The sequence below is a fragment of the Kocuria sp. CPCC 205258 genome (genome assembly GCF_040981005.1).
Lineage (GTDB): Bacteria > Actinomycetota > Actinomycetes > Actinomycetales > Micrococcaceae > Kocuria > Kocuria rosea.
Map to the genome: position 1 here is coordinate 352,412 of NZ_JAVKPS010000003.1, position 15,704 is coordinate 368,115.

18 protein-coding genes are annotated in these 15,704 nt (G+C 67.6%); 10 read left to right on the plus strand and 8 right to left on the minus strand.

What is annotated here, in order from left to right; all coding sequences use genetic code 11:
- Positions 1-136: 136 nt before the first annotated feature.
- The 3 genes from RF644_RS07630 to RF644_RS07640 form a co-directional block, all read right to left on the minus strand.
- Positions 137-343: a DUF4913 domain-containing protein gene (locus tag RF644_RS07630; RefSeq protein ID WP_368796077.1), complete on the minus strand. Its 207-nt coding sequence runs from the start codon at positions 341-343 to the stop codon at positions 137-139.
- A gap of 162 nt (positions 344-505) precedes the next feature.
- Positions 506-1,192 carry a response regulator gene (locus RF644_RS07635; protein ID WP_368796078.1) on the minus strand — a complete coding sequence of 229 codons (687 nt, stop codon included), beginning with the start codon at positions 1,190-1,192 and terminating at the stop codon, positions 506-508.
- Positions 1,189-2,352 carry a sensor histidine kinase gene (locus tag RF644_RS07640; protein WP_368796079.1) on the minus strand — a complete coding sequence of 388 codons (1,164 nt, stop codon included), beginning with the start codon at positions 2,350-2,352 and terminating at the stop codon, positions 1,189-1,191. The genes RF644_RS07635 and RF644_RS07640 overlap by 4 nt, the downstream gene beginning before the upstream one ends.
- A gap of 133 nt (positions 2,353-2,485) precedes the next feature.
- On the opposite strand from RF644_RS07640, the gene RF644_RS07645 reads away from it, so the two are divergent.
- From RF644_RS07645 to RF644_RS07660, 4 genes are all read left to right on the plus strand, one after another.
- A complete protein-coding gene (locus RF644_RS07645) occupies positions 2,486-3,691 on the plus strand; it encodes an FAD-dependent oxidoreductase (RefSeq protein WP_368796080.1) in 1,206 nt (401 codons plus the stop codon).
- A gap of 96 nt (positions 3,692-3,787) precedes the next feature.
- The gene (locus RF644_RS07650; protein ID WP_368796081.1) at positions 3,788-4,060 is read left to right on the plus strand and encodes a hypothetical protein; all 273 of its coding nucleotides are present in this window, start codon (positions 3,788-3,790) and stop codon (positions 4,058-4,060) included.
- 42 nt (positions 4,061-4,102) lie between these two features.
- Complete coding sequence (locus RF644_RS07655) at positions 4,103-5,665, plus strand: multicopper oxidase family protein (RefSeq protein ID WP_368796082.1); 1,563 nt, start codon at positions 4,103-4,105, stop codon at positions 5,663-5,665.
- A 292-nt stretch (positions 5,666-5,957) separates the two neighbouring features.
- Positions 5,958-7,382 carry a glycosyltransferase family 39 protein gene (locus RF644_RS07660; protein ID WP_368796083.1) on the plus strand — a complete coding sequence of 475 codons (1,425 nt, stop codon included), beginning with the start codon at positions 5,958-5,960 and terminating at the stop codon, positions 7,380-7,382.
- Between the two features lie 288 nt (positions 7,383-7,670).
- Here RF644_RS07660 and RF644_RS07665 read toward each other — a convergent pair whose 3' ends face one another.
- Positions 7,671-8,306 (minus strand): small multidrug efflux protein, encoded by a 636-nt coding sequence (locus tag RF644_RS07665; RefSeq protein ID WP_368796084.1) that lies wholly within the window; start codon positions 8,304-8,306, stop codon positions 7,671-7,673.
- 215 nt (positions 8,307-8,521) lie between these two features.
- Here RF644_RS07665 and RF644_RS07670 point away from each other — a divergent pair, with 215 nt between their 5' ends.
- From RF644_RS07670 to RF644_RS07685, 4 genes are all read left to right on the plus strand, one after another.
- Positions 8,522-9,295, plus strand: a complete 774-nt coding sequence (locus tag RF644_RS07670; protein ID WP_368796085.1) for a MerR family transcriptional regulator — start codon at positions 8,522-8,524, stop codon at positions 9,293-9,295.
- On the plus strand, positions 9,288-10,007 hold the full coding sequence (locus RF644_RS07675; RefSeq protein WP_368796086.1) for a GPP34 family phosphoprotein: 720 nt from the start codon (positions 9,288-9,290) through the stop codon (positions 10,005-10,007). Before RF644_RS07670 ends, RF644_RS07675 begins: the two co-directional genes overlap by 8 nt.
- 133 nt (positions 10,008-10,140) lie before the next feature.
- Positions 10,141-10,638, plus strand: a complete 498-nt coding sequence (locus RF644_RS07680) for a DUF1990 family protein (RefSeq protein ID WP_368796087.1) — start codon at positions 10,141-10,143, stop codon at positions 10,636-10,638.
- Positions 10,639-10,804: 166 nt separating this feature from the next.
- Complete coding sequence (locus RF644_RS07685; RefSeq protein WP_368796088.1) at positions 10,805-11,116, plus strand: putative quinol monooxygenase; 312 nt, start codon at positions 10,805-10,807, stop codon at positions 11,114-11,116.
- A 128-nt stretch (positions 11,117-11,244) separates the two neighbouring features.
- On the opposite strand, the gene RF644_RS07690 is transcribed toward RF644_RS07685, so the two are convergent.
- On the minus strand, positions 11,245-11,472 hold the full coding sequence (locus RF644_RS07690; protein WP_345310532.1) for a hypothetical protein: 228 nt from the start codon (positions 11,470-11,472) through the stop codon (positions 11,245-11,247).
- A gap of 42 nt (positions 11,473-11,514) precedes the next feature.
- On the minus strand, positions 11,515-11,766 hold the full coding sequence (locus tag RF644_RS07695; protein ID WP_368796089.1) for a hypothetical protein: 252 nt from the start codon (positions 11,764-11,766) through the stop codon (positions 11,515-11,517).
- A 277-nt stretch (positions 11,767-12,043) separates the two neighbouring features.
- Here RF644_RS07695 and RF644_RS07700 point away from each other — a divergent pair, with 277 nt between their 5' ends.
- Entirely contained in the window at positions 12,044-12,448 is a 405-nt protein-coding gene (locus RF644_RS07700) for a cytidine deaminase (protein WP_368796090.1), read from the plus strand.
- Between the two features lie 183 nt (positions 12,449-12,631).
- Here RF644_RS07700 and argS read toward each other — a convergent pair whose 3' ends face one another.
- Together argS and RF644_RS07710 are read right to left on the minus strand one after the other, a co-directional pair.
- A complete protein-coding gene (gene argS, locus RF644_RS07705) occupies positions 12,632-14,272 on the minus strand; it encodes an arginine--tRNA ligase (protein ID WP_368796091.1) in 1,641 nt (546 codons plus the stop codon).
- A 177-nt stretch (positions 14,273-14,449) separates the two neighbouring features.
- A complete protein-coding gene (locus RF644_RS07710; RefSeq protein ID WP_368796092.1) occupies positions 14,450-14,848 on the minus strand; it encodes a hypothetical protein in 399 nt (132 codons plus the stop codon).
- A 408-nt stretch (positions 14,849-15,256) separates the two neighbouring features.
- On the opposite strand from RF644_RS07710, the gene RF644_RS07715 reads away from it, so the two are divergent.
- On the plus strand, positions 15,257-15,697 hold the full coding sequence (locus RF644_RS07715) for a hypothetical protein (protein WP_368796093.1): 441 nt from the start codon (positions 15,257-15,259) through the stop codon (positions 15,695-15,697).
- The last annotated feature ends 7 nt before the right edge of the window (positions 15,698-15,704 follow it).

The following is a 15,704-nucleotide window of genomic DNA, read 5'->3' on the forward strand; positions in this document are numbered from 1 at the left end:
GGCGAATCCACCGTCCTTTCAGCGCGACCAGGATTCTGTCGGTGTGTACCGGCAGAACAAGACCACAGTCAGGGCCCAGCTTTCGGACGGGATGCTCGGAACCCTCTGACGGCGACTGGATGCGGGAGCAGACCGCTTACTCGAAAAACCCGACTTGTGGAGGATCGAAGGGAAGCGGCATCCCTTTGGGGCTGTGGGCCCTGGGGGTGCATCCATGGAAGGGGTCTTTTTCGTCGAAGAGGGTCCGCATGGTGGGGCCGGCGTAATCGCGCCACCACACGGCCAGCCGACAGCGGCAACTGCTGCGAGAACGCCCCGGAGTCAGTGTCCGACAACCGGCCATATGAAGAGCGAAGGACCTCGAGAGGTGGCCCGACTCGGCGATGAGCCATGTCAGATGCCTCAGCCTCCTTGGGGCACCTCGGGCGCCGATCGGTCGCAGGGGTAGGGACCGGTCCGTGCGAAGACAGTGCACAGACACGGTGGCCCCCTGGGCGGTCGGGAATCACTGGTTCGTGGGTGTACCGGCATCGCCGGGTCGAACCAGCCCGGTCTCGTAGGCGATCACGACCAGCTGGGCCCGGTCGCGGGCATCGAGTTTGGTCATGGCGCGGTTGACGTGGGTCTTGACCGTAGCCGGGCTGAGGAGCAGCAGCCGGCCGATCTCGATGTTGGACAGTCCGCGGCCCACGTGGCCGAGCACCTCGCGTTCTCGATCCGTGAGCACCGCAAGCCGTGCCGGGTCGGGGTCGTGCGGGGCGCGGGTGACGAACGCTTCGATCAGTGAGCGGGTGGCCTGCGGGGTGAGGAGGGCTTCGCCGGCGGCCACGGTGCGGATCGCCCGGCGCAGCTCGGCGGGGTCGACGTCCTTGGTGAGGAAGCCGCTGGCCCCGGAGCGCAGTGCCTCGAAGAGGTACTCCTCGGATCCGTAGGTGGTCAGCATCAGCACGCGGGGTCCGGTTCCCGGGGCGGGATCGGCGAGGATGCGGCGGGTGGCTGCGAGGCCGTCCGCACCGGGCATGCGGATGTCCATGAGCACCACGTCGGGTCGGTGCTGCCGGGTCAGGGACACCGCCTGGTGGCCGTTGGCCGCCTCGGCGACCACGGTGATGTCGCCGTCGATCTCGCACAGGGTGCGCAGGCCGGTGCGGACCAGTTCCTGGTCGTCGGCCAGGAGCACGCGCAGGCTCATGGTCGGCCCCCGAGGGGCAGCTGGGCGTGGACCCGGTAGCCGGGCGCCCCGTCGGGGGCGGGCCCGTGCGTCAGTCGGCCACCGACGGCGGTGACCCGTTCGGCCATGCCGCGCAGCCCGGAACCGCCGCGATCGGGGTGCGGTGGTGTCCGCTGCCGGGGTGTGCCGTTGTCGCGGACCACGACGTCCACCGCGTCGGTGCGGTAGTCGATGGTGACCTCCACCGTCGTGGCGGTGGAGTGGCGCAGCACGTTGGTGAGGGATTCCTGGACGATGCGGTAGAGCACCAGGTCGGTGGAGGGCCGCAGCCCGGCGATGTCGCCGTGCAGGCTCAGCCGGGCGTCGAGGCCGGAGGCCCGGACGGTCTCGAGCAGTTCGGGCAGCTGGTGCGTCCCGGGGGCGGGATCGCGCCGGTCCTCGGTGGTGTCCTGCCGGAGCACGGCGATGGTGCTGCGCAGATCCGCGGTGGCCTCCCGGGTCGCCGCCCGTACCCGCGCCACGGCCTGTTTGGCGGTGGTGGGATCGGTGTCGATGGTCTCCGCGGCGACGCCGGCCTGGATGCCCACGACCGCCACGGTGTGGGCGAGCACGTCGTGCAGGTCTCGTGCTGCTCGCAGTCGCTCCTCGGTGAGTCTGCGCTGGTGCTCCTGTTCTGCCAGCAGCAGTCGCAGCGCGGCCTCCTCGCGCACTGCCCGGCGGCTGCGCAGCGCCTCCCCGAGCAGGAGCAGGACGGCCAGCAGCGACAGGTCGAACAAGGTGCTCAACGCCACCTGCCCCCACGGTTCCGCCCCCGGACCCAGGAGACGGTACGGGGCGCTGGTGGCCCCGATGACGCCGAGGACCGTCACCGCCCACCACAGGTACCCGGACCAGGCCGCGACCAGCACCGGGACCCCCAGGGCCAGTGCCGGGGAGAACGCCGGGACCCCGGCGGCCAGGGCGGTGTAGAAGGTGAGGCAGGAGCCGGCCAAGGCGACCCTCGGGGCGCGGCGGGCGAAAGCGGTCCAGGCCCCGAGCACCCCTAGGGCGGCGAACACCCAGGCGTCGACCGGACGGGCGGGCTGGTCGGCCGACTCCAGGACCGCCACGATCATGGCCACGGTGACCACGGCCACGGCCGCGAGGTCCACGGCGAAGCCGCGCCGGTTGGTGAGGGGCACCCCACCAGTTTATCGACCGGGCCCGGCACCCCCGCGCCCCGCGGAAGGCGCACGGCACGTACCGCGGATGCGGTACAGGAGGGACACCGGGGGGCCGATTCCCGCAGCCGGGCGCGCGCCTAGCGTCGGTGTCATGAACGTACTGATCATCGGCGGCGGGATCTCCGGCACCGCGGCGGGGATCGCCCTGTCCCGGGTCGGCGTCCCCGCCCGCATCGTCGAGGCCCGGTCCCCGGCCCAGGCCGCCGGCGGGGCCTTCCTGGCCGTCGCCCCCAATGGCGTGGCTGCCCTGCACACCCTCGGCCTCCACGATCTGATGGACCAGGCTGGGGGCATCGCGGTGCCCGAGATCTGGTTCCACAACGCCGCCGGCGACCAGATCGGACACCTCCAAGCCCGCGGCACCGACGGCGCCTCCCCCACCTGTCTGGTGCGCCGCGGCGCCCTGCAGCACGAGCTGCTGGGAGCCGCCCGGGCGGTCGGCGTGGAGATCACTTTCGGCGCCCGCCTCGTGGACCTGTGCCAGGGCGGCCAGGACGTGACCGCGGTGTTCGACGACGGCCGCACGGTCACCGCCGACCTGGTCCTGGGCTGCGACGGGGTGCACTCCACGACCCGACGGCTCGCCCTGCCTACAGCCCCGTCCCCCCGGTACACGGGGGTGCTGGACTGCGGGGCGTGGACGGCGACCGGTTCCCTGCCCGACACGACGGGGCAGCGGATGGTGTGGGGACGCCGGGCGTTCTTCGGCTACGTCACCGACCGGGGCACCACCTACTGGTTCAGCAACCTCGCCCAGGCGCAGGAGCCCCGTCGGGGGGAGCTCGACGCCCTCGATGGTCCTGGCTGGCTGAGCCGGCTGCGGCAACTGCACGGCGCTGACCCCGCACCGGTGCCGCAGATCCTGGCGGCCGCCGACTCGGTGCTGGGCGTGTGGTCCATCTACGACCTGCCGAACTTGGCCACCTGGCACACCGGGCGCGTCTGCCTGCTCGGGGACGCCGCCCACGCCGCCAGCCCCAGCGCCGGGCAGGGCGCGAGCCTCGCACTGGAGGACGCCGCGGTGCTGGCCATGTGCCTGCGCGATCTGCCCTCCCCGCAGGAAGCCTTCGCCCGCTTCGAGCAACTCCGCAAACCGCGGGCGGAGCGGGTCGTGGCGATGGGCCGGCGGATCGGCGACCGCAAGATCCCCTCCCCCGCAGCGGCCTGGCTGCGCGACCGTCTCCTGCCGCTGTTCCTGCGCCTGGGTGCCCGGCAGGCCCGCGAGCAGTACGCCTACCGGATCGACTGGCACGACACCCTCGGCCCACCCCCGGAAACTCCCCACCGCAGCGGTTGACAGCTCTCTCCCGCACCTCACCCACCCGATCTTTCCCGCACCGCACGCACCCGATCTTTCCCGCACCGCACGCACCCGATGAAAGGGAGATCCCCGATGGACACCCTCGACGCCGAACAGCTCAACAGCCTCGTCTTCGGACTGGCCGTCATGATCCTCACCGTGGTCACCGTCCTGGGCCTGGCCGCCCTGGTGGTCAAGGCCAGGACCGCACACGCGGGAACCCTCGACCGCGCCGAGCACGCCGCGCTGCTGCGCCGCTACGAAGAGCTCAGCCGATCCACCGCCACGGCCCTGGACCGGCAGCGCGAAGAGTTCACCGATGTCCGGGCCCACCTGGGCCGGATCGAGAAGCACCTGAACCACTGACCCACCGCCCCGCCACGAACCCCGCCCCGGAGGCGACCCCGCATGCACACCGTTCACCCCGCCCCCATCCACCCCGGGGCCCCGCCGCGCCGCCGATCCCGCTGGCGGATCTGGCTCGCCGGCATCCTGTGCCTGGTGCTGCTGGTGGTCGCGGGCATCGTCTCGGTGTTCGGCTCCGTGTGGCTGCAACGCTCCCTGGACACCACCGGTACCACCGACTTCGACACCCCGCTGGCGATCCCACCGCTGGCCGAGTCGCGGATCGAGGACGGGCGCCGGGTCTTCGACCTGGAGGCCGCCGAGGGCGCCACCGATTTCGGCGTCGGTGACGGCGACACCGCCACCTGGGGCTTCAACGGCTCCTACCTCGGGCCCACCCTGCGCGCCGAGCGCGGCGAGCAGGTGCAGGTCAACGTCACCAACGGCCTGCGGGAGGCCACCACCGTGCACTGGCACGGCCATCACCTGCCCGCGGCCATGGACGGGGGCCCGCACCAGGAGATCGCCCCCGGAGAGACTTGGAGCCCGCACTGGGAGATCGACCAGCCGGCCGCCACCACCTGGTACCACCCCCATCCGCACGGGCAGACCGCCGAGCACGTCTACCGCGGCCTGGCCGGCTTGTTCATTCTCGACGACCCCGAAACCCAGGCGCTGGAGCTGCCCGCCGAGTACGGGGTGGACGATGTGCCCCTGATCGTCCAGGACAAGTCCTTCGACGACGCCGGTCAGCTCGACGACACCGAACCGGCCTTCAGCCAGGTCGGGTTCCTCGGCGACACCCTGGTCACCAACGGCACCATCGGCGCCTACCACGAAGTGACCACCGAACAGGTCCGGCTGAGGATCCTCAACGGCTCCAACGCCCGGATCTACAACTTCGCCCTGCACGACGACCGCGACTTCGCCCTGATCGGCACCGACGGCGGCCTGCTACCCAGCCCGCACCGGACCGACCAGGTGCAACTGAGCCCCGGGGAACGCGCCGAGATCGTGATCCCCATCCGCCCCGGCGAACACGCCATGCTCCGCAGCGTCCCCGCGGATCTGGCCACCGACTTCTGGGCCCAGCGCATCTCCGGCGGCGACGACAACTTCGACGTCCTGCAGCTGCGCGCCGCCGACACCCTCGCTGCCTCCCCCGCCCTGCCCGACCGGCTCGCCCAGGCCCCTGACCTGGACCCGGACGAGGCCGCCACCACCCGCACCTTCCAACTGGGGGCCTCGAGCATCAACGGCAAGAACATGGACATGAGCCGCATCGACGAGGTCGTGGAGGTCGACACCACCGAGATCTGGGAGATCACCAACCCGGGCAACCTGCCGCACAACTTCCACGTCCACGACGTCCAGTTCACCGTGCTCGACATCGACGGCCGACCCCCGGGACCCGAGCTGGCCGGCTGGAAGGACACCGTCTACACCGCACCCGACAGCACCACCCGCATCGCGCTGCGCTTCACCGACCACACCGACCCACACCTGCCCTACATGTTCCACTGCCACCTGCTGCGCCACGAGGACCGCGGCATGATGGGACAGTTCGTCGTCGTGGAACCCGGCCAATCCCCCGGCACCCCGCCGGCCGGCGCACACCACCACTGAGACCACCCCGCCCAGGAGCGTGCGCCCCGGCTAGGCGAGGGCGATGTCGTACTGCACCGGCTGATGGCTGGGCCTGTCGTCGAATCCTGCATGTGATCGAGCGACGTCAAGGTTTTGACGACAAGCTTAGGGTGGCCGTAGGCGAATTGAGCGCGGGCGTGTTATCCCTGCCGGATCGGTTCTCTGAATACGACCGGACGGATGCTCGAGCCAGCGCCGCAGGAGGTCTTTTTCGTTGCCGCAGTCTTATCCTTCCGCCTTGACGCGATTACCTCCGTTCGCGTGGCGTGTCGTGACGGTGCCAGCGATTGTGCATGCGGTTTTGTTGACGGCCCTGTCGGATAAGTACGGGTATCACCGTGACGAACTGTACTTCCGGATGCTGCCTCCCGCATGGGGATATGTTGATCAGCCGCCGCTGACGCCGTGGCTGGTGCGGTCCTTCAGCCTGATCGCGGACGAAGCATGGGCGATTCGCATACCGGCGACCCTGTCGATACTTTTGGCGATGGGCACCGTTGTCCTGATCACTCGAGAGTTCGGGGGCGGGTCCTACGCGCAGGGTCTGTGCGCATGGGGCTTCGCATTCGGGGTCGTTCCTTTGAGCTTTGGCCACGTCATGCTGACTGCCTCCGTGGATTTGGTCTTCTGGCCAGCAGTTGTCCTCTGTGTGCTCCGGGCGCTGCTGCGAAACCGGCCGGTGTGGTGGGGTGTCGCCGGAGTCGTGGCCGGGATCGCGACGTATAACAAGCTGCTGATTGCCGGGCTACTGATCTCCCTGCTGATCGGGCTGCTCATCAACGGTCCCCGAAAGGTGTTCACCACACCATGGCCGTGGATCGGCGGTGTCCTCACCCTCGTCGTGGGAGCACCAAATCTGATCTATCAAGTCACGCACCATTGGCCGCAGTTGGCGATGGGTGCGGCGCTGAATGAGAACAACGCCGCGGACACCCGGATCGACATGTGGTGGTTCCTGCTGCTGACCCTCGGACCGCCACTGGCCCTGGTGTGGGGTGTTGGCTGGCTGGACCTGCTGCGCCGCCCCGCCTGGGCACCTGCCCGGTTCCTCACGACAGCGTTCGTCGTCCTTGTGGTCCTCACCTTCGCCGCCGGAGGACAGATCTACTACCCCGCGGGCCTGGTCGTCGTTCTCTTCGCCATCGGCTGTGTCTCAGCCACCGAGATCATGCACACGGCCGAACGGCGCCGAACGGTGCGCACCACGGTAGCTGTGAACGCTGCCGCCTGTGCGCTGACCACGCTGCCGATCATTCCCGTCACCCTCCTCGGGCTGACTCCCATTCCGGGGATCAATCAGCTCGCCCGCGAACAAATCGGGTGGCCGACCTATACCCGGCAAATCAGTGATGTCGCCGCCAGCCTTCCGGACCCCTCCGATATCACCCTGATAGCCAGCAACTACGGCGAAGCCGGCGCCCTCAACAGATACGGACCATCCTTCGGCCTGCCCGTGGCGCACAGCGGCCACAACGAGCTCTACCACCTCACCACGCCACCAGAAGACGCCCGAACCGTCATCGTCATCGGTGCACAAGCCGGAATCGCGCGACAACTTTTCCAGTCCTGTCATGAAGCTGCACGGTTGGACAACGGACTCGGCATTGACAATGAGGAACAGGGACAGCCCGTCTTGGTATGCCATCGCACACAGCCCTGGTCCACCATCTGGCCGCGTTTCCAGCACCTCAACTGACCCAGAATGCTTCTGGCGCCCCGCATCTGAACCAAAGGGGACTATCGACGCAATGAGCCCTCCTCATGGCCTCATGAGGCTCTGAGGCGTTGCTGCACTCTCCGATGGGGCACTGATCAGCTCCTTGTAGTTGTCCGGGCGGTCACTGGTCCGAAGGCATGTGCCGTAGTCGGTGTCCGAGCAGAAGGGACAGGGCCGCTGCGATGGTTGCCGTGGTCGAGAGCATGATCCATGCGGCTGTCGAGCGATCGGTGCTGAGCGCCAGGCCCGTGACTGAGACGCGTGCTCTCACCAACCGAGGAGCGCCAGGACGCCGGTGGCAGCCAGTGCGACTGCACCCGTCCACAGGACGATGGCGATGGCCTGCCAAAGGATGACCCACTGCTTCGGGACACCCGAGGCGACGAAGAACGCGGCGGTCAGCATGGTCGGGAGCGCGAGCGGCGCGAGGATGCTTGCCCCGGGGACGCCGAACCGGACCATCCATCGACGCAGGCGCGCACGGCCCTTCTCCCGCCTGGTCGGTCTCGCGTTCGGATCGCGCACATCGTCATCGGTCGTGGGCTGCTCCAGCGTGCTGCTCGAAGCGGTACCGGATGCATCACTGCCGAACACCGTTCCGGCACTGGCCTCGTGAAGGGGCGCGACGGCGACGAGACCATCGACCTGCGTCGCTCCACGCCAGGCGAGACCACGCTCACGGATACGGGACCCGAGGAACACCACGCCGATGACGCAGAGGATGTTGCCTGCTGCTCCTGCGATCGCCGCGACCACGGGGTTGATGCCGGCGATGATTCCGAGAGCCGCGGCCCCCTCGCCTTCGATGTAGGGGATCGCTGCGGCGACCGCGACGATCAGCGGCTGGAGGATCTCGGGCACCTGCTCGATGATGTTCTGCAGCCCCTCGTACGGATTGTTCATGTCGGTTCTCTCTTCGGCGTCTCGATGCGGCCCGATCGATCGACCAGCCACGTGAGAGCAGTCAAGACCGTGTGCTCACCACAGGGTCAAGCGCTGCTGTGCTTTCTCTCGGCTGGGGGGCATCGGGCTTGACCCTGTTCCCAGGACAGGGTTTTGAATGGTCTCGACCGCTGCTCCTGGACCGTCCGGAGGCAGCCCCACGATGGGAGCCCGTGATGGCCTGGAGCACACGTGAACTCGCGGAGCTCGCCGGAACGACGGTGAACACGATCCGCCACTACCACCGGTCCGGTCTGCTCGAGCCGCCCGAACGTATGTCGAACGGCTACAAGCAGTACGGCGCACAGCACCTCGTCCGGCTCCTGCAGATCCTCAGGCTCCGAGACCTCGGCGTACCGCTGGGGCAGATCGAGTCGGTGGGTGTCGGTGGGGAGACGCCGGGGGCGGCCCTGCGGGCGATCGATGCCGACCTGGCCGTGAGCATCGAACGGTTGCAGCGTGCGCGTGCCGAGATCCAGGCGATCCTGGCCGGGACGACGGCGACCGACGTGCCGGCCGGCTTCGAGAATGTCGCCGGGCGATTGTCGGCCCCGGACCGTGCCCTCATGCTCGTGTACACCCAGCTCTACGACGAATCCGCCATGGCAGACCTGAAGACGATGGTGGAGTCCGAGGCGGACGACGGGAGCGCGGAGTTCGACGCGTTGTCCGCCCAGGCCGGCGACGCACAGCGACAGCGACTCGCCGAGACGCTCGCCCCGCAGCTTGCCCAGCACCTCACCGACTATCCGTGGCTCACCGACCAGAAAGGGCGGATGTCGAAGGGACCGGCGATCACCCAGGAGGTGTTCCTCGCGACCGTCGTGGAGCTCTACAACGAGGCTCAACTGGATGTCCTCGGCCGTGCCAGCGTCATTGTGTCCGAGCAGCTCGGTGCACGATCCGAGTCGACACCTGACACCGACGCAACGGGAGATCACCATGAGTGAGCACCTCGACTCGCGCACCACCGACGGGGGCACAGCCCGAATGGCCGACGGGCCGCTGCTCGTCGAGGACGTGCTCCTGCTGCTCTTCCAGCCCGATTCAGGGACGATCGCCGGCGAGAACATCCTCTTCTATGTCCTAGGTGGAGCGGTCCTCGGCGACCTCGCGCTCACCGGCCGGGTGGAGGTGCACCAACACGGGCCGTTGAGCACGCGCGTGCACGCCGTGGGCGATGCGTCGTCGACCGACGATATCCTCGCGTCCGCGCTCTCCTACGTGTCGGAGAAGCCACGGAATCTGCAGACGATCCTCGCCGCGGTCGGCCCCAACCTGCGCGAGCCCGTGCTGAATCGCCTGATCGAGCGCGGCGACGTGAACCGTGAGCGGGGCAAACTGTTCGGCATCTTTCCCACGGCGAAGCTCACCCTCGGGAGCGAACGCCGAGCAGAACTGGTGATCAAGGTGCGTGCCGCGCTCATCGACGGCGAGAAGCCCGAGCCGCGGATCGCCGCGAGTATCGCGCTCCTCTCGGCCAGTGGCACGCTTCCCCAGTTCCACCGCGATATTCCGTGGAGCGGCGAAGTCTACAACCGCGGCAAGGAACTCGAGCGCGGTGACTGGGGCGCTACTGCGGCCTCTGACGCGGTGACCCGCACAATGGCCGCCGTCATCGCGAACTCGGTCATCGCGGCAGCGATCCTCCCACGGACGTAGCACCACGTAAGACCCGCACGATGAGATGCACAATCAGGGGAGCCCGGGATCTTGCGGTGGTTGCAAGAGTCCCCGCCGCGTGATGGCCGGTATCCGGCCATATGTAAAGCGCCCCCTTGGCATAGTGAGCGCTATGACTCTGCTCGACCGCCCGCTGACCTACCCGGAGATCGGCGCCACCGCAGGGCAGCTGCCCGACGGATACGACCATCTGCGGGTCCACCGGGTCATCGGCCACGGAAAGCCGACGTTCCACCGCGCCGCCGATCGATTGATGAGCTGGCAGATGCACCGAGAAGCCGGCCTGACCGTCGAGGCCAGCACACCCCGGGTCGAGCAGGGCAGCCGCGTTCGTCTGCGCCTGGGCCGGCACCTGCTGCGGATCTCCTTCGGCTGCCAGGTGGTCTACGTCGTGGAGGAAGAGCGCCGGCGGGGTTTCGCCTACGGGACCCTGCAGGGCCACCCGGAGCAGGGCGAGGAGAGGTTCTGCGTCGAATGGCGCGAGGACGACACCGTCGTGTTCACCATCACCGCCTTCTCCCGGCCGGGCACGTGGTGGTCTCGTGCCCTGGCGCCGATCAGCCATCGCCTGCAGCAGCGATACACCCGGCGATACCTCCACGCCCTGTAGCGCCCCGCCGAGACCTGGCGGATACGCGGCGCAAGGGAACATGCACTGCAATGCCAGTGGGTAGCCGTGTGTGCGTGATGATCGGGCGCACCTTGTTCCAGTCGACTACCTTTGTCGTTCCACCCCGCTCAGCTATCTCCACATCACCACCTGGAAGGACAGCTTCATGACTGTTGTCGTCACCGCCGTGTTCACCCCCGCCACCGGCTCCCGAGACCGGCTCATCGAAGCCTTGCAGCAAGCCATTCCCGCTGTGCACGAGGAACCAGGATGCCTGCTCTACGCGATTCACGACGCCGCGGACGAGTCGATCGTGATGATTGAAAAATGGGCCTCCGACAGCGACCTCGCAGCACACGCCGAAGGGCCCGCAGTCGCACGCCTGAACGACCTCATCGACGGACTGACCGCCAAGCCCGTCGTTGTCACCACCATGGCACCGCTGCCCGCCGGCACCCATGATCAAGGCGCGCTCTGAGAGCACTCATAGGCGCAGACGCACAGAGGAACCTCATGCGCACCGCTACATGACAGCGCTCCACCGACTCTCCATCAGCCCTGAATCAGGCTCCGCCGCAGCGTGCTGGCATGGCCGGGAAGCAGGCTCTAGAAGATGCCAGCCCAGAGGCCGGCCAGACCGCCGAGGATGCCCACGATGCCGGCCAACAGAAAGACCCCGGGGCCCAGGGCTGGATCAGCCCGGTATTGCGGGTGATCACGGGGTAAGGGTGTGCGTCGGGCAGCGTAGGCCTGAGCCAGCGCATGTCGCCGGAAGGCAAAGACCAGTCCGGTCAGGAGCATGACGCTGCCGATGATGATGGCTGGCCACCACATGGTGGGCTGTCCTTTCTCTGGTGCTGTGGACCGGACGAGGGCTTAGAAGGCTTCGGGGGGCAGGACGATGCCCAAGATGATGGCTGTCACGCCGATAAGCACACCGCCAATGCCCGCGACGAGCAGGCCGGCCGGTTTGGACTGACGCGCGATCTTCTCCCCCGCGCGCCCGAACATAGTCCGCTGCCCCTCCGCGATGCCCGAGGCAAGGCGTTTGCGGGCCACGATCGCGATGATGCCCATGGTCAGGGCCAGCACTCCGACGAAAATCGATCCCCAGTTGTCCGTGCCCATCAAGTCCCCCTTGTTCGAGCGCCTGAAGGACGCCGCCTCTTCGACGAATCGGTCCTGACCTCTCGGCCTTGCCCGCTCAGAAGCCGGAACGGTCACCCCTGCTCGTTGCAGGTCAGGTGTGGACCCATATTTGCATATGCGACCATCGTGCACACCGGAACCCTCACCGCAACGCGGTGGGCGGAGCAGTCAACCGAAGCTTCAGCAGTCCCTGATCTCATATCTGGTGCGGGCTCTATTAGCAGTGGGCGAGTCCCGTGTTCAGTAGGCTGGCGCCATGGACCTGGCGGCGATCCCTGATGACTTCAAAGGTTTGATCGCCCGGGCGCGGGCTGTCACCGTCGCGCGTCGGCTCTCCGAAACAGCGACCTGTGGGACGGTCGGTGCCGCGATGGAGACGGCAGCAGGAGAAGTGTTCGTCGGTGTCTGCGTGGACACCTCTTCATCAGTCGGGTTCTGTGCTGAGCATGCCGCAGCGGCCGCCATGCTGACAGCGGGGCAGAGTCAGGTGGTTCGAATGGTTGCCGTCGACAATCATGGCCACGTGCTGGCGCCGTGCGGACGGTGCCGCGAGTTCATCTCGCAACTGGCGGGGGCGAACCTCGACACTGAGGTACTCGTCGGGGGCCAGCACGTGGTGAGCTTGCGCGACCTGCTGCCGTACAGGTGGCTCAAGAACTGACGGGTCGCCTACCACCCTGAAACACCGGGCAGGCCCGGCCTCAGGGAGTTTGGGGCGCCTCAACTCCCCTGGTGTCACTTTTCCCAGCAAGGATGGACATTTGAGTGACATGGTTACTTTTCAGCGCGTGCGATGATCCAACCTCTACTGAATCCGTCACGGGGCAGGTTGCTGCGTGCCCGGTTACATCCTCTCGGGTGCGGAAACGCCGAGGAGGTCGAGGCCGTTGGCCAGGACCTGCTGGGTGGCGTTGTTCAGCCACAGGCGCGAGCGGTGCACGTCCTGGACCGGGGCGTCTCCCTGGGGAGCGATGCGGCAGGCGTCATACCAACGGTGGTAGGTGCCGGCGATGACCTCGAGGTGGCGGGCGACGCGGTGTGGTTCCCGGAAGGTCGCCGACTGAGCGACCACGCCGGGGAACTGCCCGAGCGCGGCCAGCAGGTCACTCTCGGTGGGATGGTCCAGCGACCCCGCGTCGAAGCTGCTGGTGTCCACGCCGGCCGACACCGCATTGCGGGCGACGGCGTGGGTCCTGGCATGGGCGTACTGGACGTAGAACACCGGGTTCTCGTTGGTGTTCTTCTGCAGCAGCTGCGGATCGATGGACATCGCCGAGTCCGCCGAGGATCGGCCCAGCGAGTACCGCAGCGCATCCTTGCCGAGCCACTGCAACAGATCTCGCAGCTCGATGATGTTCCCGGCTCTCTTCGACAGGCGGGCTCCGTTCACGGACACCATCTGGCCGATGAGCACCTGGATGTTGTGCTCCATGTCGTCCCCGGCGCAGGCGGCAATGGCTTGCAACCGGCCGATGTAGCCGTGGTGGTCGGCGCCGAGCAGATAGATCTTCTCGGGAAACCCGCGGTCCTTCTTCGACAGGTAGTACGCCGCGTCGGAGGCGAAGTACGTGGGCTCACCGCTGGCCCGAATGAGGACCCGGTCTTTGTCGTCGCCGAAGTCGGTGGTGCGCAGCCAGACGGCACCATCGAGGTCGAAGACGTGTCCCTGCTCCCGCAGGCGGTCCACCGCCTGCCCCACCGATCCGCCCTCGTGCAGGGCCGACTCAGAGAAGAACACGTCGAAGTGCACCCCGAAGTCGGCCAAGGTCTCCTCGATGTCGGCCATCTGCGCCCGATAGGCCAGTTCCCGGACGATCGGCAGCGCCTCATCATCATCCATGTCCGCCAGCTCCGGCCGGGCAGCCAGAGCCTGGCGGCCAAGATCGGCGATGTACTCCCCCGGATAACCGCCCTCCGGGACCGGTCGGCCCTTGATGGTGACCAGGACGGAGGCGGCGAAGGTGTTCATCTGCGTTCCGGCATCGTTGATGTAGTACTCCGCCGTCACCGCCGCACCGCTGGCGCGCAGCACACGCGCGATCGAGTCGCCCAGTGCGGCCCAGCGGGTGTGGGCCAGGTGCAATGGCCCGGTGGGATTCGCCGAGACGAACTCCATGTTGATGGTGTGGCCCGCCAGGGCGTCGTTGGTGCCGTAGGCGGACCCTGCCTCGACGATGGTGCGGGCGAGCTCGCCCGCCGCGCCGGCGTCCAGGGTGATGTTGAGGAAGCCCGGGCCGGCGATGTCGACGTTCTTGACGCCGTCGATGCCGGCCAGTCGGTCGCTGAGGACCTGGGCGAACTCGCGCGGATTCATCCCCGCCTTCTTGCCCAACTGCAGGGCGATGTTCGTGGCCCAGTCACCGTGCTCCCGGTTCTTCGGTCGCTCCACACGCACCTCCGACGGGAGGTCGACATGGAGGTCACCGGCCTCGACGGCGGCCTGCAAAGAAGCGGAAATGGCGGCGGATAGTTCCTCTGGAGTCACCCGTGAAGCATAACGCCGCGGTCTCGAGCGCCCTGATCTCCCTGACATGGTGGCTACCGGTGCGCGACGGCGACATACACCACTTCCTAAGACACCGGCGCCACGTCCGGCGGGAAAGGCAACTGCAGCAACGGCACACGCACCGCTCCACAGATGGCTGTGCCCCGCCCCTGATCGCTATGTGCGGGACCCCAAGGCGGAACGGCGCTCTCGTAGGGCGAAGGCAACGCCGCCCAGCGCACCGCAGAAGCCCCCGTACGGAGCAAGTAGCGCCCCGACGAACAACCATCCGCCATCGTGGACGAGGTCCAGGAACCAGAACGGCACGAACAGGGCCCCACCGGCCAAGGTCATCACCGCGATACGCACGGTGGTGGGCAGTTCATAGTCGGCACTTGCCGCCCAACAGGGATCCCACACCACTTGGGTCCAGACCCCGCCCACGACGGCCAGCATTGCCCACATGCCTAGCCATTGCCGCCATGACACTTCTCCTGCGGACATCACTGCGACGAGAAGACCCGAGGCGAGGAGGGTCAGGAGTTGGAACACGAGGTACACGCTGGTCGGGTGCACGCGCATCACTCGTCGCACCCAGCACCGGCCTTTCCGTAGATGCTTTCACTGTACGAGCCGCCGCCTCGCAGGGGCCGGAGGCGCTTACTGCATGTCTCACCACGCCCCTCCACGGTGAGAAGAGCCCTCGTTAGGCCCAGTGCCTGCTCTCGGTGCCAGAACATGGGCGGGACCTAACGAGGCATCACTAGGGAACCCCAACCGCAATGCCCGAGGTGTGGCCCTTCCATCGTGGCTCCGCCGTGATTGCCGTGGGACCACGACTATGTGGATGGTGGGCAGTGCCGGGCGGTGATAGGTCTGTCAGTAGGCCCTCGCCCGGAGGGATTGCCCAGATCGCTCAACCGCAAGGAGTCCGACGATGCGGCAGGCCCAGCTCTGCTTTGCGTGCAACAGCCGGTGGATCCAGTGAGAGCTGCCGCCCTCGTCTACGCAGGGTTGCTGATCCTCGGCGCGCTGGGTGCCGTCGCTGTGAGCGTATACAACCAACTCGGATCATTTGTCGGCTTCAACGTGGTCCTACTCATGGGCGCCGTGGTCTTCTTCGGGGCACAGAAACAAGGGCAGGGCCCATCCGGGAATGCGGGTGGTGGAGCAACTGCCGCCAGACCAGGGCGGCCTGGCGTCGACGGATCCTTCCGCCGGTTTGCTCTCGCTCTCACCGGGGCCAGCGTCGGCATCGCCCTGGCCATGTTCGCGCTCATCGAGGTATCACGGTTCCAACACCCCACGGGGTTCCCCTTCCTGCCGGCCGGAATCTTCCTGCTCGGATGTGGATTGGCTTTCCTCGGCGCAGCCCTCCTCGTCGTCGACGCCGTGTACTTCCACCGCACCGGACGCCGCTTCTAAGGAACCC

Bases quoted from the DNA above. Each gene is read 5' to 3' on its own strand.
- RF644_RS07690 (WP_345310532.1), bottom strand. From the start codon at position 11,472: ATGTGGTGGCCAGCCATCATCATCGGCAGCGTCATGCTCCTGACCGGA.
- RF644_RS07680 (WP_368796087.1), top strand. From the start codon at position 10,141: ATGACTCTGCTCGACCGCCCGCTGACCTACCCGGAGATCGGCGCCACC.
- RF644_RS07645 (WP_368796080.1), top strand. From the start codon at position 2,486: ATGAACGTACTGATCATCGGCGGCGGGATCTCCGGCACCGCGGCGGGG.
- RF644_RS07700 (WP_368796090.1), top strand. From the start codon at position 12,044: ATGGACCTGGCGGCGATCCCTGATGACTTCAAAGGTTTGATCGCCCGG.
- RF644_RS07670 (WP_368796085.1), top strand. From the start codon at position 8,522: ATGGCCTGGAGCACACGTGAACTCGCGGAGCTCGCCGGAACGACGGTG.
- RF644_RS07650 (WP_368796081.1), top strand. From the start codon at position 3,788: ATGGACACCCTCGACGCCGAACAGCTCAACAGCCTCGTCTTCGGACTG.
- RF644_RS07675 (WP_368796086.1), top strand. From the start codon at position 9,288: ATGAGTGAGCACCTCGACTCGCGCACCACCGACGGGGGCACAGCCCGA.
- RF644_RS07695 (WP_368796089.1), bottom strand. From the start codon at position 11,766: ATGGGCACGGACAACTGGGGATCGATTTTCGTCGGAGTGCTGGCCCTG.
- RF644_RS07655 (WP_368796082.1), top strand. From the start codon at position 4,103: ATGCACACCGTTCACCCCGCCCCCATCCACCCCGGGGCCCCGCCGCGC.
- RF644_RS07665 (WP_368796084.1), bottom strand. From the start codon at position 8,306: ATGAACAATCCGTACGAGGGGCTGCAGAACATCATCGAGCAGGTGCCC.
- RF644_RS07630 (WP_368796077.1), bottom strand. From the start codon at position 343: ATGGCCGGTTGTCGGACACTGACTCCGGGGCGTTCTCGCAGCAGTTGC.
- RF644_RS07635 (WP_368796078.1), bottom strand. From the start codon at position 1,192: ATGAGCCTGCGCGTGCTCCTGGCCGACGACCAGGAACTGGTCCGCACC.
- RF644_RS07685 (WP_368796088.1), top strand. From the start codon at position 10,805: ATGACTGTTGTCGTCACCGCCGTGTTCACCCCCGCCACCGGCTCCCGA.